Annotated in this window: 17 protein-coding genes; 12 read left to right on the forward strand and 5 right to left on the reverse strand. The window is 71.6% G+C overall.

All coding sequences use genetic code 11. The annotated features are described in order from the left end of the window. Positions 1-10: 10 nt before the first annotated feature. Entirely contained in the window at positions 11-610 is a 600-nt protein-coding gene (locus FCN18_RS07490) for an LURP-one-related/scramblase family protein (RefSeq protein ID WP_113642198.1), read from the reverse strand. A 143-nt stretch (positions 611-753) separates the two neighbouring features. Here FCN18_RS07490 and FCN18_RS07495 point away from each other — a divergent pair, with 143 nt between their 5' ends. Both FCN18_RS07495 and FCN18_RS07500 read left to right on the forward strand, forming a co-directional pair. After that, the gene (locus FCN18_RS07495) at positions 754-2,388 is read left to right on the forward strand and encodes an AMP-binding protein (protein WP_113642197.1); all 1,635 of its coding nucleotides are present in this window, start codon (positions 754-756) and stop codon (positions 2,386-2,388) included. An 18-nt stretch (positions 2,389-2,406) separates the two neighbouring features. Next, a complete protein-coding gene (locus tag FCN18_RS07500; protein ID WP_228713731.1) occupies positions 2,407-3,246 on the forward strand; it encodes a LuxR C-terminal-related transcriptional regulator in 840 nt (279 codons plus the stop codon). 64 nt (positions 3,247-3,310) lie between these two features. On the opposite strand, the gene pip is transcribed toward FCN18_RS07500, so the two are convergent. Next, on the reverse strand, positions 3,311-4,276 hold the full coding sequence (pip, locus tag FCN18_RS07505; protein ID WP_113642195.1) for a prolyl aminopeptidase: 966 nt from the start codon (positions 4,274-4,276) through the stop codon (positions 3,311-3,313). A gap of 358 nt (positions 4,277-4,634) precedes the next feature. On the opposite strand from pip, the gene FCN18_RS07510 reads away from it, so the two are divergent. Continuing rightward, positions 4,635-5,423 (forward strand): transglycosylase SLT domain-containing protein, encoded by a 789-nt coding sequence (locus FCN18_RS07510; protein ID WP_228713733.1) that lies wholly within the window; start codon positions 4,635-4,637, stop codon positions 5,421-5,423. A 7-nt stretch (positions 5,424-5,430) separates the two neighbouring features. Here the strand turns inward: FCN18_RS07510 and FCN18_RS07515 are convergent, their stop codons facing one another. Beyond that, entirely contained in the window at positions 5,431-6,531 is a 1,101-nt protein-coding gene (locus FCN18_RS07515) for an NAD(P)/FAD-dependent oxidoreductase (protein ID WP_113642194.1), read from the reverse strand. Between the two features lie 11 nt (positions 6,532-6,542). Next, positions 6,543-7,445, reverse strand: coding sequence for a MurR/RpiR family transcriptional regulator (locus tag FCN18_RS07520; RefSeq protein ID WP_137094087.1), 903 nt, complete (start codon positions 7,443-7,445; stop codon positions 6,543-6,545). A 75-nt stretch (positions 7,446-7,520) separates the two neighbouring features. Between FCN18_RS07520 and solA the strand changes: the two genes are divergently transcribed. The 6 genes from solA to FCN18_RS07550 are packed head-to-tail and all read left to right on the forward strand — an operon-like array spanning position 7,521 to position 15,503. Beyond that, positions 7,521-8,684, forward strand: a complete 1,164-nt coding sequence (solA, locus tag FCN18_RS07525; protein ID WP_113642193.1) for an N-methyl-L-tryptophan oxidase — start codon at positions 7,521-7,523, stop codon at positions 8,682-8,684. After that, the gene (locus FCN18_RS07530; protein WP_137094089.1) at positions 8,681-10,738 is read left to right on the forward strand and encodes a hydantoinase/oxoprolinase family protein; all 2,058 of its coding nucleotides are present in this window, start codon (positions 8,681-8,683) and stop codon (positions 10,736-10,738) included. Before solA ends, FCN18_RS07530 begins: the two co-directional genes overlap by 4 nt. Then, positions 10,735-12,471, forward strand: a complete 1,737-nt coding sequence (locus tag FCN18_RS07535) for a hydantoinase B/oxoprolinase family protein (RefSeq protein WP_113642191.1) — start codon at positions 10,735-10,737, stop codon at positions 12,469-12,471. The genes FCN18_RS07530 and FCN18_RS07535 overlap by 4 nt, the downstream gene beginning before the upstream one ends. 5 nt (positions 12,472-12,476) lie before the next feature. Then, positions 12,477-13,460 carry a tripartite tricarboxylate transporter substrate binding protein gene (locus tag FCN18_RS07540; RefSeq protein WP_137094091.1) on the forward strand — a complete coding sequence of 328 codons (984 nt, stop codon included), beginning with the start codon at positions 12,477-12,479 and terminating at the stop codon, positions 13,458-13,460. Between the two features lie 35 nt (positions 13,461-13,495). Continuing rightward, positions 13,496-13,999 carry a tripartite tricarboxylate transporter TctB family protein gene (locus tag FCN18_RS07545; protein WP_137094093.1) on the forward strand — a complete coding sequence of 168 codons (504 nt, stop codon included), beginning with the start codon at positions 13,496-13,498 and terminating at the stop codon, positions 13,997-13,999. Between the two features lie 13 nt (positions 14,000-14,012). Further along, positions 14,013-15,503 carry a tripartite tricarboxylate transporter permease gene (locus FCN18_RS07550; RefSeq protein ID WP_112269289.1) on the forward strand — a complete coding sequence of 497 codons (1,491 nt, stop codon included), beginning with the start codon at positions 14,013-14,015 and terminating at the stop codon, positions 15,501-15,503. Positions 15,504-15,506: 3 nt separating this feature from the next. Here FCN18_RS07550 and FCN18_RS07555 read toward each other — a convergent pair whose 3' ends face one another. Next, positions 15,507-16,730, reverse strand: coding sequence for an alpha/beta hydrolase family protein (locus tag FCN18_RS07555; protein WP_137094095.1), 1,224 nt, complete (start codon positions 16,728-16,730; stop codon positions 15,507-15,509). Positions 16,731-16,874: 144 nt separating this feature from the next. Between FCN18_RS07555 and FCN18_RS07560 the strand changes: the two genes are divergently transcribed. From FCN18_RS07560 to FCN18_RS07570, 3 genes are all read left to right on the forward strand, one after another. Continuing rightward, a complete protein-coding gene (locus FCN18_RS07560) occupies positions 16,875-17,222 on the forward strand; it encodes a winged helix-turn-helix domain-containing protein (protein ID WP_228713734.1) in 348 nt (115 codons plus the stop codon). Between the two features lie 134 nt (positions 17,223-17,356). Next, positions 17,357-18,475 (forward strand): LLM class flavin-dependent oxidoreductase, encoded by a 1,119-nt coding sequence (locus tag FCN18_RS07565; RefSeq protein ID WP_113642186.1) that lies wholly within the window; start codon positions 17,357-17,359, stop codon positions 18,473-18,475. A 2-nt stretch (positions 18,476-18,477) separates the two neighbouring features. After that, positions 18,478-19,752: an SLC13 family permease gene (locus tag FCN18_RS07570; RefSeq protein ID WP_113642185.1), complete on the forward strand. Its 1,275-nt coding sequence runs from the start codon at positions 18,478-18,480 to the stop codon at positions 19,750-19,752. Positions 19,753-19,803: the final 51 nt, after the last annotated feature.

Consider the following 19,803-nt stretch of genomic DNA (forward strand, 5'->3'; position numbering starts at 1 on the left):
CTCTGACTTGTCAGCGCGACTGCAGTGTGTCCAGTGCGACGGCCTGGGCGAGCACCAGCCGGCGGTCGAGCGCCGGATCGTCGATGGTGACGCGGTAGTGGTCGCGAAAGCGCGTCTTCTTCTCCACTGTGCCCACGTGCGTGGTGCCCCGAAGGAAGTCGAAGTGGTACATCCACGGGAACGGGAGGTCGCCTGCCCACGGGATGACGTCCCAGACGCGGCGGAACAGGGCCAGCGCCATGCTGCGCTCGCTGATCGTCACCGATTCCGTGCCGGGCTGGTCGAGCTGCCAGGTGGAGCGCAGCAGCGACCTGCCGAACTTCTTCCCGAAGTAGCCGATCGACGCGCCGTCCGGGGTGGTCACGTCGTAGGCGCTGGCGAGGTCGATCACCTTGCGCGCCTTGAAGGCGGCCAGCACCGACCCCTTCGACTCGTCGGTGTAGAGCGTCACCTGCTCCTTGAAGGTCATCCGCTTCTGCTCGACGAAGGCTACGAGTGGCCCCGGTTCCCCCTGCCCGTCGTCCGCGAACACCTCGTAGCGGTTGATCATCATCGTGACCCGCTGGTGCACGTGGAAACGCCGCTGTGCCTGTAGCTCCTGGATTTTCATCGAAGCCCCCGTGACTTGGTGAGGCCCCGGATTATGGCAGCGGCCGCCTGAGAGCGGCGTACCTTCCTTGGGAGGTAGCAGGGCACGAACGACGGGCCGATACTGCGCGGTACCCGTGCCACTGTCTGGAGAGGTGTCCAACGATGGACCTGCGTAGTGACGAGCGGGCGGAGCAGTTGCTCGCCCCGTACGACCGGCCCGACGCGAGCGCGGCGGAGCTGCTCTGCGACCGGCACCCGGCCGAGCACGTCGCGCTCACCGTCGTCGCGGGCGACCTGACCGCCGAGGACCTCACCTTCGGCGAGCTGCGCCGCCGCTCGGAGACGTTCGCCGCCGCGCTGGCCGCTCAGGGGATCGGCCAGGGTGACGCCGTGGCGGTGCTGATGGGCAAGTCGGCCGACCTCGCCACCGTGCTGCTCGGCATCTGGCGGCTCGGCGCGGTGCACATTCCGCTGTTCACGGCCTTCGCCACCCCCGCGATCGCCCTGCGCCTGCAGGCGGGCGACGCGAAGGCCGTGGTGGTCGACGCCGGTCAGGCCCACAAGCTGGCCCCGGGGCCGGACCTGCCCGAGGGCGACTGGAAGGTCATCGAGGTCGGCGGCTCGGGGGCCAACCCCGGCTGGCTGGCGTTCGAGGAGCTGATGCGCGAGGAGCACCCTTCCATCACCCCGGCCCGCGTCGGTGGCGATGGCACCCTGGTCCAGCTGTTCACCAGCGGCACCACCGGCACGCCCAAGGGTGTCCGCCTGCCGGTGCGCGCGCTCGCCGCATTGGAGGGCTACCTGGTGGACGGACTCGACGTGCGCCCCGACGACGTCTACTGGGACGCCGCCGACCCCGGCTGGGCCTACGGCCTCTACTACGCCGTGCTGGCCCCGCTTGCGATGGGCAGGCGCAGCATCTGGCTGAACGCCGGCTTCTCGGCGCCGCTGACGTGGCGGGTGCTCGACCGCTTCGGCGTCACCAACTTCGCCGCCGCGCCCACGATCTACCGCAGCCTGCGCAACGACCCCGAGGATGCGCCCCCGGGACTGCGGCTGCGCCGCGCGTCGTCGGCGGGGGAGCCGCTCACCCCCGAGGTCGTCGAGTGGTCGGAGCGCGTGCTCGGGCTCACCGTGCGCGACCACTACGGGCAGACCGAACTCGGCATGGTCATCGGCAACGCCTGGCGTGACGAGCTGCAGGAGGAGGTGCTGCCAGGCTCGATGGGCCGCCCGCTGCCCGGCTACTCCTGCGAGGTCCTCGACATGGACAGCGACGCGCCCGCCCCGGCGGGGACGGTCGGCCGGGTCGCCCTCGACACCAAGGCCAGCCCGCTGTTCTGGTTCACCGGCTACCCCGGCGCGCCGGACAAGACCGCGGAGCGGTTCACCGCCGACGGCCGCTGGTACCTCACCGGCGACAGCGGCTACCGCGACGACGAGGGCCGGTTCTTCTTCTCCTCCCGCGACGACGACGTGATCATCATGGCCGGCTACCGGATCGGGCCGTTCGACGTGGAGAGCGTGCTGGTGACCCACCCCGGGGTCGCCGAGGCCGCGGTGGTCGCCGCCCCCGACGCGCTGCGCGGCGAGGTGATCGTGGCCTACGTCGTGCTCGCCAAGGGCACCGAGGGCACGCCGGAGCTGGAGGCCGAGTTGCAGAAGCTGGTCAAGGAGCGCTACGCCGCGCACGCCTATCCGAGGGGCGTCCGGTTCGTCACCGAGCTGCCGAAGACGCCGAGCGGCAAGATCCAGCGCTTCAAGCTGCGCGACCGCGAGCGGGAGAGCGCCGGGTAGGCGGGTACGGTCGGGCTCGTGACGACATCGATGTCGATGCCATCGGCCGTCCAGGCCGTGGTGAGTCGAGGGGTGCGGGAGCTGCACCGGGCCACGGCGCTGCCGGTGGCCTTCGGCGGGATCGTCGCCCGTGATCAGCGCAGCTTCGTGATCAGCCAGCTCAGTGGCGCGCTCACCGAGTCGTTGCTGCGGCTGCGAGTGGACCTCGGCTCCGGCCTCGGCGGCAAGGCACTCGCGCTGGTCCGTCCCGCGGCGGTGAGCGACTACTTCAACGCCGACGAGATCACCCACACCTACGACCGGGCGGTGGCGCCCGAGCGGCTGCACACCGCGCTGGCCATCCCGATCCGCGTCGGCCCGGCACCCGCGGCGATGCTCTACGCGGCAAGCCGGGAGCCGGTGGTGTTCGGCGACCGGGTGCTGCGCTCCGCGGTCTCGGTGGCCAGGCAGGTGGAGCGGGACATCGCGGTGGAGCAGGAGGTGCACCGGCGGCTCGGCGCCGTGGCACGCGAGCGCGTCGAGCTCGACCAGGTACGGGCCGAGCTCGACGCCATCGCCGGGCTCGTCACTGGGCAGGCCCGCGACCGGCTGCGGGCCGTCTCCTCGCGGGTGGGCGCACTCGCCGGGGACGGCCGCGCCGCCGGGAGGCCCGGAGCCGGCACGGTGTCGCTGACGCCGAGGGAGACCGAGGTCCTCGCCCTCGTCGCGCGCGGCGAGCCCAACCGGGCGATCGGCGAGGAGCTCGGCCTGCTCACCAACACCGTGAAGGCCTACCTCAAGAGCGCCATGCGCAAGCTGGGCGCGGCCAACCGCGTGCAGGCCGTGTGCCGGGCGCGCGAGGCCGGGCTCGTCGACTGACGGCGTCCCACCGGGCCACTTCGGCGTGCGCCGTCGCGGGGTTCGCGTGTCCGGTGACGATTCGTCACGGGCGGGCCGCGAACGTGTCGAGCGCCTGCCTGATCCGCGTGCGCATGGCGGCGCTGCCGGTGTGCCCGGCGTCGTCGATGACGACGAGCTCCGCGTCCGGCCAGGCGCGCGCGAGCAGCCAGGCGGTGTCGAGCGGGCAGCTCAGGTCGAGCTTGCCGTGGATCAGCACGCCGGGGATGCCGCTCAGTCGCGCCGCGTCGCGTAGCAGCGCGCCCTCGTCAAGCCACGCCCCGTGGGAGAAGTAGTGCGCGCAGAGCCGCACCATGGCGAGGCGGTCGGTCAACGGCAGGCTGCGGAACGCGCCAGGTGTGCCGTTCGGCTCGGTATCGAGCAGGGCGTCCTCCCAGGCGCACCACGCGTCGGTGGCCCTGATCCTGACCTCCGGGTCGGGGTCGTCCAGCAGACGTGCGTAGGCGGAGAGCAGGTCGCCGTCGTGGCCGGCTTCGGCAGCGGCGTCGCGGAACCGCTCCCACTCCGCGGGCAGGAACCGGCCCGCGCCGTGGTAGAGCCAGTCGATTTCACGGCGACTGCTGGTGGTGACGCCCGCGATGACGATCTCGCTGACACGTTCGGGGTGCCGCTGGGCGTAGGCGAGCTGCAGCGTCGAGCCCCAGGAGCCGCCGAACAGCAGCCAGCGTTCGACGCCGAGATGCTCGCGCAGTCGCTCCAGGTCGCCGAGCAGGTGCTCGGTGGTGTTGTGGCGCAGGTCGGTGGCCGGGTCGCTCGCGTGCGGGATGCTGCGGCCGCAGCCGCGCTGGTCGAAGCAGATCAGCCGGTAGCGGGCGGGGTCGAAGTAGCGGCGCCGCTGCGGGTTCGTTCCCGAGCCCGGCCCGCCGTGGACGAACACGGCAGGCTTGCCTTCGGGGTTACCAGAGGTCTCCCAGTGGATGTGGTTGCCGTCACCGACGTCGAGCTTGCCCTCGGCGTAGGGCTCGAAGGCGGGGTACAGAGAGTCGGCCACGGATCGGATCCTTTCCCGCAAGTTACAACAGCGCTGTTATATTAGCGCTGTGAGGATCGTTGTCCAGGGGTGACACGGGATCTCGGGCGGACAGCCGCGCATTACGCGCAGTCGAACACGTTTCGTGGGCAATTGGACACAAATCATTTCTATTGCCATCTCGTGTCGAGGTTGCTTCACAAAACATTGTTGATCTGTGTTTCGCGACACGCGTTAGTGATTTCCTCGTTGCCGTTTCGTAATCTCGCGGAGGCGTCGCGCCGAGACCCCCACTGTCCTCAACGGACAGTCGCGCGCGGCCCCGCCGTTCAGGCCCCCGACTGAGCGGCGATCCCCCACCCCGAAGGAGACCACGTCAGTGGCTTGGAACACACTGGCGCGGCGTGCCAAGGAATACGTCGCGCAGATTGCCCCGACCCGAAATTCCGACAACCTCGATGGCCCCGCCCGGAACACGGTTCGCGGTTACGCCGCGATGGGCCTGCTCGCCGCCGCGATCGGTGGCGTGGCCGGAACGGGTGTCCTCGCGGACTCCGGTGACCCCGCACCGGCGGCCGCGAAGTCCGAGGCGCACCAGCAGCAGCGGCCCGCGGAGACCGGTAAGAAGGACTCCGCCGACAAGCCGAAGCAGGTCACCGAGCGCGCCGACGGCACCGCGAAGGCGCGCAAGGACGGCTCGGCTGACAAGGCCGCCAAGGCTGGGAAGGCTGACAAGGCGGACCCGAAGAAGCCCGCGGCCGCGAAGCAGCCGAAGGCCGCCAAGAAGCCCGCTCCGCCCGCTCCGCCCAAGGATCCCGTCGAGCGGTGGATCGCGAACGCCATCGACATCATGCAGAAGAAGGGTGTCCCGGTGTCCAAATCGGACAGCGACGAGATCCGCACGGTGATCGAGAAGGAGTCCAGCGCGGACCCACGGGCCATCAACCTGTGGGACAGCAACGCCGCGAAGGGCACGCCGTCGAAGGGTCTGATGCAGACGATCGACCCGACGTTCGACGCGTACAAGCTGCCGGGCTACAACGACATCTACGACCCGGTGTCCAACATCATCGCCGGTGTGCGCTACACCCTCGCCCGCTACGGCAGCTTCGACGAGCACCCCGGCCTCGCCTCGATGGCCGAGGGCGGCGACTACCAGGGCTACTGATGCCCGGTCACTGTTCGCCGGGGAGTCGCGCCGGACGTACCGTCGCGAGCTCCCCGGCGAAGCGGCCGGGGCGGTACGGCGCGAAGCGTTCCTGCTCCTCGCCGGTCACCTCGCGCGCCACCAGCTCGCCGAGCAACGGCGCGAGCGTGACCGCGCTGTGACTCGCCACGACGTAGCCGCGCGGGCCGACCGGACCGATCACGGGCAGCCCGTCGGCGGGCAGCGAACGCTGCCCCAGCAGCATCGCGTCGATCCGCACCGGGACGCCCACGCGCCCGGCGATCCGTTCCCGCATCGTCTCGGTCACGTGCTCCGGGATCGGGCCGTCCGGATCGGCGTCCAGGTCCTGGTCGAGTGTCTGCGCCAGCAGCGACCCGCCGCCCGCGGGCCGCAGGTTCACCGACGCGGTGGTGACCACGCGCGATAGCCGTACCGGAACCGGTGCCGTGCGCGCCAGAAACCCGACCGCCGCGTTCCCCTTCTCCGGCTCCACCATGCGCACCTCGGGATGCAGGGAGCCGGTGTGCCTGCCAAGGCAGGTAACCACCTGGTCGGCGGTACGCCTCGAGCCGTCGGCCAGGTGCACGGCTCCGTCGCCGGTCACCGCGGTCACCCTGTGACCGGTCTCCACGGTGACCGGCGCGGAGCCGAGCATCGCGGCGACGAACAGCTCGGGGAAGCAGTGCGCCTCCTCGGGAAACCAGCCGATGAGCGCGTCCGGCGCGACGCGCAGGTCCGGCTCCAGTTCCGCCGCTTCCTCCGGGCCGAGGAACTCCGCGCGGTAGCCCGCTTCGCGCAGCCGCTCGACGCGCGCCGTGAGCCGGCTCCGGTGGTCGTCGTCCGTCGCGTACTCCAGGTGTCCGTTCCGCACGAGCCAGCCCGCGTCCTCGCCGCCGAGCCGGACGTGCTCGCGCAGCGCGTCGGCGTTGAGCCGCTGGTAGTGCGGCGGTTGCTTGTTGTTGCCGTTGACCCAGCCGAACGTGGTGGACGACGTGCCGCGCGCGGGCGCCTCGGCGGCGTCGAGCACGGTGACGGCGTGACCACGCCGGGCCAGATTCGCGGCCACGGCCGCTCCCACGACTCCCAGTCCCAGGACGATGACGCGCACGGGGTTCCCTTCTAGTCGGTGGGCAGGGGAGAGACATCCAGTTCGGCGCCGACGACGCTGGCGCGGAGCCGGTTGACCAGGCGCAGCGCGTCCACCGCGGTGTCGTGGGTGGCGGCGGCGACGCTCAGCGTGAGCGCGTGGGCCAGCACGAGTCCCGCGGTCACCTCGCTCGCGGCCGTGGTCGTGGACTGCGGGGTGGACAGCACGGCGTGCACCTTCGGCGCCAGCGCCATGCCGAGGCTCTCGGTGACCACGACGACCTTGGCGCCCACCGTGTTCGCGTGCTCGACGATCACCGAGATCTCCCGGAACTGCCGGATCGGCGCGAACACGACCACCACCTCGTCCTCGCCCAGTGTCAGCAGCTCATCGGCGAGCCGGAAACCGGTGACGCCCCCGCCCCGCGCGCGCACTCCGATGCGCGTGAGCGAAAGGCGCAGGTAGTCGGCGAGGCTCGCGGCGGGCCCGATGCCGTAGGTCAGCACGCCGGGCGCGGTGATGAGCGCGTCCACGGCCCGCTGCCACGAATCGGTGTCGAGGCCCCTGCGCAGCTGGCCGAGCAGCGCGATGGTGTCGTCCAGCACGCGGGCGACCTGGTTGTCCGCAGTGGACACCCTGGCGAGCCGGTCGTCCATCGTCGCAGCCAGATCGCGCTGGCGGGTCAGCACGTCGAGCATGCTCCGCTTCAGCTCGCGGAAACCCTTGTAGCCAAGCGCCTTCGCCGCGCGTACCACCGTCGCGTCGCTGGTGCCGGTGCGGGTGCCGAGCTCGATGGCCGAGCACGACACGACGATCTCGGGGTGGTCGGCCATGAACTCGGCGACCATGCGCTCGCTGGCGGACATGCCGTCGGCCAGCGCGGCCACCCGCTCGTGCAGCGGCGCGTCCCGCGAGCCGTTACCTGTAGTGTTCATTACGACATTGACCCCTTCCTGTCGTGAAGATTACATTAGCTCGCAACCTCGAGCCCGTACACCGTGGAGGTAAACATGTCCGACCGGGCTTCCGGCGTCGATGCGGACGTCGTCGTCGTCGGTGTCGGCACGATGGGCAGCATGGCGCTGTGGCGCCTCGCCCGGGATGGGCTGCGCGTGATCGGGCTCGAACAGCACGCGGAGCTGGGACACGAGCACGGCGCCGCGGGCGGGCGCACCCGGATCTTCCGCGTCGCCTACAAGGAGGGCGCCTGGTACGTCCCGCTGCTGCGGCGGGCCGCCAGTGCCTGGGCCGAACTCGCCGAGGCGACCGGGGAGCGGATCATGCTGCCCACCGGCGCCCTGAGCATCGGCGCCCCCGAGCATCCCGACGTCGCGGAGGTGCTGCGCAGCGGCGAGGAGTTCGGGCTCCCGCACGAGCGGCTCGACCACGACCAGCTCGCCGCCCGGTATCCGCAGCACGTCCTGCGTGACGACGACGTGGGCGTGCTCGATCCGCAGGGCGGGCTGCTGTTCCCCTCCACCGCCATCCGCGCCGCCGCCGGGCTCGCGCGCGACCTCGGTGGCGACGTGCGCACCGGCGTGCGCTGCACCGGTATCGACGAGGCGGGCGGCCACGTCCGCGTGCACACCACCGGCGGCGTGCTCACCGCGAGCCGCGTGCTCGTGTGCGGTGGGCCGTGGACCGCCGAGCTGCTGGCAGGCGTGCGGGGCCGGTACGAGGTGCGCAGGGTGGTGCTGCACTGGTTCCGCGCCACCGACCCCGCCGCCTTCGCCCCCGAGCGGTTCCCCGTCGGCATCAGGCGCAGCGGACCGGAGGCCGAGCTCTCGTTCTTCCCGCCCGACGGCGACGGCCTCGTCAAGGTCAACCTGCACATCCCCAAGGAAACCGTGCCCGACCTGTCCACATTCGACAGAGCCGTGCCCGCCGGGTACACCCGGCGGGTCGAGACGGCCATCGGCGGCCTGTTCACCGGACTGGAACCCAGTGCGGAGGGCGCCGCCGCGTTCATCGAGGGCTACACCCCGGACAACCACGGGCTCATCGGCACCCCGCCCGGCTTCGAACGGGTCGTGTCGATGAGCGGATTCTCAGGGCACGGGTTCAAGCTCTCGCCCGTGCTCGCCTCGCTCGCCGTCGACGCCCTGCTCGGCCTCGGCGACGAGCCGCTCCCCGCCCGGCTCGATCTGGCCAGGACCTTCCAGGAGACCGCATGATCCGTATCGGAGTCGACGTCGGCGGCACCTTCACCGACGTGACCGCGCTGGACACCGGCAGCGGCCGGTTCCACATCTTCAAGCTCCCCTCCACCGGCCACGACCAGTCGATCGCCGTCGCCGACGGCATCCGGCACGTGCTCGGCGACGCCGGGCGTACGCCGGACGACGTGACCTACCTCGGCCACGGCACCACGGTCGCGACCAACGCGCTGCTGGAGCTCAAGGGCGCCACCACCGCCCTGCTCGTCACCGGTGGAGTGCCGGACGTGCTGGAGATCGCGCGGCAGCGCAGGCCGCACCTCTACGACCTGTTCGCCGACAAGCCGCGCGTGCTCGTCCCGCGCGAGCTGACGTTCGGCGTCGCCGAGCGGCTCGCCGCGTCCGGTGAGGTCGTATTGGAGCTGACCGACGCCGAGATCGAGCGGGTCGCCGCCGAGCTGGAGGCGTGCGGGGCCGAGTCGGTCGCGATCTGCTTCCTGCACAGCTACCGCGACGCCGCGCACGAGACCCGCGTGGAGGACGCGCTCGCGCGGCGGCTGCCCGAGGTCTTCGTCTCGCGCTCCAGCCGCGTCGCGCCGGAGTTCCGCGAGTACGAACGGTTCTCCACGGCCGTGATCAACTCCTTTATCGGGCCGGTCGTCTCCCGCTACATCCGGCGGCTCGGAGAGCGCGTGGCCGAGGCCGGCCTGCCCGTGGGGCCGCGCGTCATCCAGTCCAACGGCGGGCTCGCCTCCACCGACGCGGTGGCCGAGCGGCCGGTGACGACACTGCTCTCGGGGCCGAGCGCCGGCGTGGTCGGCGCCAGCTACCTCGCCGGGCTCGCCGGGATCGGCGACCTCATCACCTTCGACATGGGCGGCACCTCCACCGACGTGTGCCTGATCCGCGACGGGCGGCCCGCCTCGGCCAACGAGCGGGGCCTCGGCGGCTACCCGATCCGCGTGCCCTCGGTGGACGTGCACACGATCGGCGCGGGCGGTGGCAGCATCGCCTCCGTCGACGGCGCGGGCGGGCTGCGCGTCGGCCCGGAGAGCGCGGGCGCCCGGCCAGGCCCGGCCGCGTACGGCCACGGTGGCACGCGGCCGACCACCACCGACGCGAACGTGGTGCGGGGCAGGCAGAACCCGGAAAGCGCGCTGGGCGGGGCGATGCCCATCGACAGCACGGCCGCAGAACGTGCCGTCGCCACCGTCGCCGAAGGGCTCGGCACGAGCGTCGTCGAGGCCGCCCGCGGTATCGGCAGGCTCGCCAACTCCCACATGGCGCGCGCCGTGCGGCAGGTGTCGGTGGAGGCGGGGGAGGACCCGCGCCAGTACGTGCTCATGGCCTACGGCGGCGCGGGTCCGCTGCACGCCGCCGAGGTCGCGGCAGAGGTCGGCATGACCCGGCTGCTCGTCCCGCCCAACCCCGGCACGTTGTGCGCGCTCGGCCTGCTGGTGAGCGACGTGCGCAGCGAGTTCACCAGCTCGTTCCTGCGCCGGGCCGAGCCGGACACGCTGCCCGCGCTCAACGAGGCCGTGGCCGCGCTCGTCGCCGAGGGCAAGGCGTGGCTGGCCGGGGAGGCGCGCATCGCGCAGCGGCACGACGTCACCGTCCTGGCCGACGCGCGGTACCCGAGGCAGAACTTCGAGCTGCGCATCCCGCTGCCGTCGGCGGGGCTCGACGAGTCCTCGCTCGCCTCGGTGGTCGCGGACTTCCACGCCCAGCACGAGAAGGCGTACGGCTTCGCGCACCCGGACTCGCCCGTTCAGCTGGTGAACCTGCGGGCCATCGCGCACGGCGAGGTCGCAAAGCCCGACATGCCCCGCGTCTCCGCCGGATCCGCCACACCGGAGCCGGACGCGCTGCTCGGCACCCGCGACGTGGACTTCGGCGAGGAACACGGCGCGCTGCGGACACCGGTGCTCGACCGGGCGAAGCTCAAGTCCGGCAACACGTTCGCCGGACCGGCGATCGTGGAACAGCTCGACTCGACCACCGTCGTACCCCCGGGATGGTCGTCCACTGTGGACGATTTCGGAAACCTGCTGATCGAGGTGGACGCGGAATGACCGAGACCGTTGTGGACCAGGTGAGCGTGCAGGTGATCGGCAACGCCATGCTGTCGGTCGCCGAGGAGATGGGCGCCGTGCTGCGCCGGGCGAGCTACTCCACGAACATCAAGGAACGAGTCGACTGCTCCACGGCGCTGTTCGACGCGCAGGGCAGGCTCGTGGCACAGGCCGAGCACATCCCCATCCACATGGGCTCGATGAAGGGCCTGGTGCAGGCGCTGCTCGACCAGAAGGGCGCCGAGCAGCTGCGCGCGGGCGACGTCTACATCACCAACGACCCCTACACCGGCGGCGGCACCCACCTGCCCGACATCACCATGGTTGCGCCGGTGTTCCACGACGGCGGGCTCGTCGGGTTCAGCGCCAACATCGCCCACCACTCCGACGTCGGCGGTCACGTTCCGGGCAGCAACTCCGGCGACTCCACGAGCATCTTCCAGGAGGGCCTGCGCATCCCCATGGTGCGCTTCATGATCGACGGTGCGGTGAACGAGGAGGTGCTGGCGTTCGTCACCCTCAACTCGCGGCTTCCCGAGGAGCGCAGGGGCGACCTGCTGGCCCAGCTCGCCGCCGTGCACACGGGTGGCATCCGCTTCGCCGAGCTGCACGAGCTGCACGGCAGCGCCGTGATCGACGCGGCGTGCGCGCAACTGCTCGACTACGCGCGGCGCAGGCTCGAGGTCGCCGTCGCCGCGATCCCGGACGGCACCTACACCGCCGCCGACTGGCTCGACAGCGACAGCCCCGGCCAGGAGCCCATCCGCATCCAGACCGCCATCACGGTGGCGGGCGAGGAGATCTCGATCGACTTCGCCGGCACCGGACGGCAGGCCGACGTGGCGATCAACGTGGTCAGGTCCGCGCTCGAGGCCACCGTCTACTACGCGCTCAAGGCCGCACTCGATCCCGACATCCCCGCCAACGGCGGGTTTTTCGACGCCGTGCGCATCGACGCCCCGCTCGGCAGCATCGTCAACCCGCGTCCGCCGGCAGCCGTGGCGGCACGCACCGATGCCTGCCAGCGGGTGGCCGACGTGCTTCTCGCCGCGCTCGCGAAGGCGGTGCCCGGCCGCGTCCCCGCCGGCTCGCACAGTTCCATCACCTACGTCACCTTCGCGGGACCCGACGACGAGTTCTTCGTCTACCCGGAGGTGATCGCGGGCGGGGCTGGGGCGCGCTCGGACCGCGACGGCCTCGACGCCGTGCAGGTGCACGTCACCAACTCGTCGAACCTGCCCATCGAGGCGCTGGAGCTCGAGTACCCGCTGCGCGTGGACACCTACGAGCTGATCACCGACTCCGGAGGAGTGGGCGAGCACCGCGGCGGACTCGGCGTCCGGCGCGACATCCGGGTCCTGTCCGGCCAGGCCGACTTCTCCGCGCACGCCGACCGGCAGACGTTCCCTCCGCTCGGGCTCGAAGGAGGCGGGGACGGCACCACCGGCAGGTTCATCCTCCGTCCCGGCACCGAGACCGAGCGCACCCTGCCCGGCGGCCGGGTCTCCGGCATCACCCTCGACCACGGCGACGTCGTGCGCATCGAAAGTCCCGGATCCGGCGGCTACGGCGACCCGTTCGCGAGGCCGCCCGAGCTCGTCGCCCGCGACGTCGCGCAGGGCCGGGTGAGCGCCGACAGCGCACTGCGGGACTACGGCGTGGTGCTCACCGGCGACGGTGCCGTCGACGCCGGAGCCACCGCCCGCGTCCGCGGCGACCGGCGCGAGGGGTGAGGCCGATGCCAGCGTTCACGCGGGTGGCGGCGGCCGTCTGCGCCGCCGCGCTGCTCACCTCCTGCGCCGCGGCCGCGGAGACCGCGGCGAGCTACCCGAGCCGGTCGATCGACTACGTGGTGCCCTTCGCGGCGGGCGGGTCCACCGACATCGCCGCGCGGGCGGGAGCGGAGGCGCTGTCGGACGAGCTGGGCGTGCCCGTGAACGTGATCAACAAGCCGGGAGCCGACCAGATCATCGGGGTCAGCTCGGTGCGTTCGGCCGAGCCCGACGGCTACACGCTGCTCGCCGACGGCGCCGGGTCCAGCTCCATCCAGGGCCTGCTGCCGTACGTGCCGTATGACTGGGCCGACCGCACGTTCGTCGCCAAGTTCGCGGAGGGCCCGCACGTCTACGTCGTCGGCGGTGACTCCCCGTACCGCGACTACGCCGACGTCGTCGAGGCGGCCAAGCGAAACCCGGAGGGCTTCACCGTCGGCTGGATCGGTGGCAGCAGCACCAGCGACTACGCGACACTGCAGTTCCTCGCCGAGAACGGGATCGACGCCGCGCGCGTGCAGCGGGTGCCGTTCCGCAGCTCCGGAGAGGTGATGCGCGCCGTCGCCGCCGGCGACATCGACTTCGGCGCGGGCGGCGCGAGCTCGGCGTTCAGCCTCAGCAAGACGGGCAAGCTCCGGCCGATCGCCCTCACCGGGGACAAGCCGGTCGGCAAGCTGGCGGGCGTGCCCACCGCGGCCGAGCTCGGCCATCCCGGGCTCGACATGCGGTACTGGGTCGGAGTGTCCGCGCCGCCGGGTCTGCCCAGGGACCTCACCACGAAACTCGCCGACGCCGTCGCCGCCATCGCCGAGGACGAGACCGTCGTCGACGCGCTCGACGCCGTGGGGCTATCCCCCGCCGTGCTCACCGGCGAGGACCTGCGCGCCGACATCGACCACGAGAAACGCCGGTTCGCCACGCTCTCGGAGCAGATCGGCGTCGCGGGCTGACCACTTCCTCCTCCACCGCTTTCCCAGGAGGCCACATGGCCACGACCACCCCGCGGAGCCCGTCCAGGGCCCGCACACTGGGCTCATACGCCCCGATGCTCGTTCTCCTGCTGCTCGCCGGACTGTCCATCGAGGAGGGTCTGCGCCTGCTGCTCACCGTGGATCCCGCGGCGCAGGCCGACATGGCCGGCTGGTACGTCCTCGTGCTCGGCGTGGTCCTGGCCGTCACGAGCGCCTTCGCCGAACGCCCCTCGGCCACCGAGGGCACCGGCGACTCCGCAGGCGACCAACCCGCCGGGGCTCCGTCCCGCCGCCGCGACCTGCTCGTCTGCCTGGCGCTCGTGGCCGCCTACGCCGCGCTGCTCGGCACGCTCGGCTACGTGCTCGCCGGTGTCGGCGTCGTGTTCGTGTTCCTGCGCGTCATCTCCGGCTACGGCTGGGTCCGGTCCACTGTGTACACGATCGTGATCAACGCGGTCTTCGTCGCTCTGTTCGAACTGTCGGGAGTGGTTCTTCCCGCCGGGATCCTCAGGTTCTGAGGGAGGCTGCCAGATGGGACTGTCCGAACTGCTCGCGGGCTTCGCCGAGGTGTTCCAGCCGCAGGTGCTGCTGCTGGCCTTCCTCGGCTGTCTCGCGGGGACCATGGTCGGCGTGCTGCCGGGCCTCGGCCCGGTGTCGGCGATCGCGATCCTGTTTCCGCTCACCGCCTACCTCGGTCCGGCCGCCGCGATCGTGGTGCTCGCCGCGATCTACTACGGCGCCATGTACGGCGGCTCGACCAGCGCGATCCTGCTGAAGATCCCCGGCGAGGTCTCGTCGCTGCCCGCCGCGCTGGAGGGCTACCCGATGACCCGGCGCGGCCGGGCGGGAACCGCGCTCGCGATCGCCGCCGGAGCGTCGTTCGTGGCCGGGATCGCCGGCACGATCGGCGTCTGGCTGATCGGTCCGCACCTCGCCGGGTTCGCCCTGGAGTTCGGCCCGCCGGAGATGCTGGGGCTCGTGCTGTTCAGCCTCACCGCGATCGCGGGCCTGTCGTCCGGCTCCGTCGTGCGCGGCATCGGGATGGCGGTGGCCGGGATGCTGCTCGCCTCCGTCGGGCTCGACCTGACCAGCAGCCAGCAGCGCATGACGTTCGGCTCGCTGGAGCTGATGCAGGGGCTCGACATCGTGCCCGTGATGATCGGCCTGTTCGGCGTCGCCGAGGTGCTGCGCACGCTCGAACGGGGCACACCCGTCGCGCAGGCCGCGAAGGTGGGCCGATTCCTGCCCACGCGGGACGAGTTCCGCCGCAGCGCCGGTGCGGCGGGCCGGGGTACGGTGACGGGTTTCCTGCTGGGGCTCATCCCGGGCATGCTGCCGTCCACCACCACGTTCCTCAGCTACGCCAGTGAACGCCGCCGCGCGGAGCGAAAGGGTGACTCGCGGTTCGGCCAGGGCGCCGTCGAGGGGATCGGCGGCCCAGAGGCCGCGAACAACGCCACCGCGATGAGCGGCTTCGTGCCGCTGTTCAGCCTCGGCATCCCCACCGGCCCGACGATGGCGCTGATCATGGCGGCGCTCATGGTCTACGGCGTGGTGCCCGGCCCGACGATGTTCACCTCCGACGCCGACATCACCGCCGCCGTCATCGCGAGCTTCTTCGTGGCCAACGTGATCCTGCTCGTGCTCAACCTGCCGCTGGCCGGGGTGTGGGCGAAGATCGCCCGCGTGCCGTACGGCGTGCTCGGACCGGTGATCCTGGTGTGCTGCGGCGTCGGCGCGTACACCGCGCGCAACAGCGTGTTCGACATCGTGGTGTGCCTCGTCGCCGGGGTCGCGGGCTGGGCGATGGGCAAGCGCGGGCTCCCGGTGGCGCCGTTCGTGATGGGCTTCATCCTCGGGCCGATGCTGGAGCTCTCGCTGCGCCAGACCGTTGCGATCTCCCCGATGTCGCTTGTGGAGAGCCCGATCTTCCTGTGCTTCGCCGCGGCGGCGCTCGCGTCGGTCGCGCTCGCCTACCGGCTGCACCGAAAGGGCGTGGAGAAGGTGGACGCCAACGCGTGAGCGCTACCTGGCGAGGCGGTCGTCGAGCCAGTCGAACACCCGCTGCTCGACGACCAGCCTGCCTAGTGGCTCGCAGTGCCGGTCGGCGCCCTCCGCGGCGGTGAACCCGGCCAGCTCCGCCTCGCGGACGAGCCCGGCGAGCCTGCGTGACTGGCCCGGCCAGAACTCCTCGCCCTCCGGGTCGGTGATCAGCAACGGTGTCCGGACCCGCGCGCCGTCGGCCGCGAGCAGGCGATAGGTCCGCACGGTGGTGAACAGGTCGAACCAGCTGTCGTGCCGATACGGCCTGGCCCGGAACTTCAGGGTGCGGCCCAGTGCCGGGATCCGCGTCGCGAGGCGCAGGCCCCGCTCGAACGCCTCGCGGTCGCCGCCGTCGAGCTGCGCGGTGAGCCGGGCGCCGAGCTGTGCCATCCACGGCGTCGACACGTCCACCACGCCGGGGTCGATCACGGCCGCGCGCAGCCGGTGCTCGAAGGCCAGCGCGCGCGGCAGCCAGAAGCCGGCCTGGCTGAGCCCGTAACCGGCCAGCCGGTCCGCGTCGACGTCCGTTCTGCTGAGCAGCGCGTCGAGCACGGGGGTGAGCACGGCCTCCCAGTCCGGGCGGAACCCGATGCCGCGTTCGAATAGCATCGACTGCTGGCCGGGACCGTCGTAGACGAACGCGTTCCAGTCCCGCTCGAGCGCCGCGGCCACCCCGGCCCCGCTCCACAGGTCGCTGAGCGCGCCATCGCTGCCGTTGGTGACCACGAGGGTGGGCCTCGGCCTGCCCGAGTCGTCGGGCCGCAGCAGGTAACCGGGCAGCGTCGTGTCCTCGTACCGCACGTTCACCCGCTCGTGCGCGCCGCCGGAGCAGTCGATGAAGGCGTCCCAGCACGCGCGGTGCCTGCGGAACGTCGGCAGCAGGATGGCTTCCGTGTGCTTCTCGCGGAAGGCGTCGACGCCGCCGAGGGCGCAGGCCCAGTAGGTCGCCGCGCGCAGGAACCCGCCTCGGGCGCTGACCAGGTGCCCCGCCTCGCGGGCGGCGACGGCGGCCCGCTCGGTCGCGTCGGCGGTCGCGCACCACTCGCGGTACCACGCGTGCTGTGCCTCGACGCGGCCGACCGTCGCGAGCACGGCCCCCGGTTCGCTGGCCCCGTGCACGGCCGCGCCCAGCACGACCCGGGTACGGAAGTCGAGAGCCCGGTCGCGGAAGAACCCGGTCGTCAGTACCTTGTTGCGCGTTGCCATGCCGGGAAGTCGCGCGCCCCGGCTTGATCGTCACCCTGAACGAGACAACAAGGGCCGGGTAATTGATTTTCCGCGCCGAGTCGACAATGTCCACGATGCGAACGCGGGTTGCCCAGAAAGCCCCTTCTTGGTGTGCTGGAAATCGTGACCCAATCGACCGCGCCACCGGACGTCACCGGTGTTGTCATCGTAATCGACGCCGGCGCGCGGATCGTGTACGCCTCGGGCGTGCCGGTCCCGCTCACCCGGCTCGAATTCGACCTGCTGTTGCACCTCTACCGCAACGCGGGCAGAGTGTGTCATCGCGCCGTGCTGCTCGACCGGGTGTGGGGAATGGCGAGGACGAGCACGCACCGCAGCCGCACGCTCGATGTCCACATCCGGAAACTGCGCGCCAAGCTCGGCGCCGAGCTCCCGTTGATCACCACCGTGCGCGGAGTGGGCTACCGGTTCGACGGCGCCGCCCTGGTCCGGATGAAGGGCGATTCGTAATTTACGGAAAGAAATTATCCAGGGCTGCCGCGATTCGCTGTGACGAATTTCTTTCTTTCCATCGAAACGTTCGCGCGAACGGGTGGAACTGATACGTTCGGCGCCCGAAACAAGCCTGAAGGGAACTTCTTCCGATGAGCGTGACGCTGCACTGGTTCCTGCCGAGTCACGGTGACGGCAGGTCGATCGTGGACCGTCCGCACGTCACCGCGAGCGGCGCGAACACCCCGCGCGAGCCGGAGATCGAGTACCTCGCCCAGGTGGCGCAGGCCGCCGAGCACCTCGGATTCACGGGCATGCTGACGCCCACCGGCACGTGGTGCCAGGACGCCTGGCTGAGCACCGCCGCGCTGCTGAGCCGCACGAGCCGCATCAAGTTCCTCGTGGCCTTCCGCCCCGGCACGCTCACGCCGACCCTGGCGGCCCAGCTCGCGGTGACGTACCAGAAGATCTCGGGTGGCAGGCTGCTGCTCAACGTCGTGACCGGCGGCGACTCGGCGGAACAGCGCCGCTTCGGCGACTGGCTGGACCACGACCAGCGCTACGAGCGCACCGACGAGTTCCTGCACCTGTTGCGTGCGATCTGGTCGGGCGAGCCCGTGGACTTCGACGGCAAGCACTACCAGGTGCGTGACGCGCGGGCGTTCGACCTTCCCGACCCGGTGCCGCCGCTGTACTTCGGCGGTTCCTCCGAGGCGGCGCTGCCCGTCGCGGCCCGGCGCGCCGACGTCCACCTGACGTGGGGTGAGCCCCCGGCCGCGGTGGGGGCCAAAATCGCGAGGCTGCGCGAGCTGGCCGGGGAGGAGGGGCGGGCGCTGCGGTTCGGTCTGCGCGCCCACGTGATCACGCGAGACACGGGCGCGGACGCGTGGGGCACCGCCCAGCGGTTCCTGGACGAGATGGACCCCGCCGACGTCGCCGCGTCGCAGAAGCGGATGGCCGGGCTCGAGTCCACGGGCCAGCAGGCCATGAACCGCCTGCACAACGGTGTGAAGACGGGCGACGCGCGCGAGCTGGAGGTGCACCCGGGCCTGTGGGCCGGGGTCGGTCTGCTGCGGGGCGGCGCCGGCACCGCGCTCGTCGGCAGCCACGCCGAGGTCGCCGACCTCATGGAGGAGTACCACGCGGCCGGCATCGAGGAGTTCATCCTGTCCGGCTACCCGCATCTCGAGGAGGCGTACTGGGTGGGCGAGGGCCTGCGGCCCGAGCTCCGCCGTCGCGGCCTGCTCGCGCCGGAGGGAGCGGCGCGTTGACGGTGCAGATCGTGTCGCTGGCCGTGCTGCTGGCGATGTTCGTGCTCGCGTCGTTCGTGCCGGTCAACCTCGGCATCCTGGCGCTGGTCGCGGCGTTCGTCGTCGGCGTCGGGCTCGGCGGCCTCGACATCGACGGCATGCTGGGCGGCTTCCCTGCCGACCTGCTCGTGCTGCTCGTCGGTGTGACCTACCTTTTCGGGATCGCCCAGACCAACGGGACGCTGGAGCGCATCGTCGACGGCGGCGTGCGGCTCGTGCGCGGCCGCGTCGCGCTGGTGCCGTGGCTGCTGTTCGTCCTCACGGCGTTCGTGGCGGCGGTGGGCGCGCTGAGCGCGGCGGCCGTGGCGATCGTGGCGCCCATCGCGATGCGGTTCGCCCAGCAGTACCGGATCAGCCCGCTGCTCACCGGGCTCATGGTGGTCCAGGGTGCGACGGCCGGTTCGTTCTCGCCGCTGAGCCCGTTCGGTGCCATCACCGGGCAGCTGCTCGTCGGTGCAGGGCTGCCCGATCAGCAGCCGTGGCTGTTCCTCAACAGCTTCCTGTTCAACGCCGCGCTCGGCATCGTCGTGTTCTGCCTCTTCGGCGGCGTGCGGCTGGTCCGGGAGCGCAGGCGGGACGAGCCCGGGGTGGAGGCGGAGGGCGCCGGCGGTGGAGTCGCCACGGCGACCGTCACCACGACGCGGACCCGGTTCACGGTCCACCAGGCGCTCACCCTGGCGGGCCTGGGCGGACTTGTCGTGGCCGGCACCGCCTTCGGCCTCGACGTCGGCTTCACGGCGCTCACCATCGGTCTCGTGCTGACGCTGCTGGCGCCGAAGGACTACGCCGAGGCCATCGGCCGTATCCCGTGGTCGGCCGTCCTGCTGGTGTGCGGGGTGATCACCTACGTCGGCGTGCTCGACGAGATCGGCACGATCGACTACCTGCGGGACCTGATCTCCGGCGGCGGGAGCCCGCTGCTCACCGCGCTGGCCGCCGCCTACATCGGCGGGGTCATCTCGGCGTTCGCCTCGACGGCTGGCGTGCTGGGCGCGTCGGTCCCGCTCGCGGTGCCGCTGCTCGAAGACGGCGCGCTGCCCCTGCTGGGCACCATCAGCGCGATCGGCATCGCCTCCAGCGTGGTGGACGTCAGCCCGCTGTCCACCAACGGCGCCCTGCTCGTGGCCAACCAGCAGTCGATGGACAACCGGCTGTTCTTCCGCAAGCTGCTGTCGTGGGCGGTTCCGGTGATCGCGCTGGCGCCGGGGTTGAGCTGGCTGATCTTCGTCGTGCTGTGACGTCCCGCCGCGTGACGGGGTGCGTTCGTCCCTGTTCGGAGCGATGATGGA

The sequence above is a fragment of the Prauserella endophytica genome, assembly GCF_005146945.1.
GTDB classification, from domain to species: domain Bacteria; phylum Actinomycetota; class Actinomycetes; order Mycobacteriales; family Pseudonocardiaceae; genus Prauserella_A; species Prauserella_A endophytica.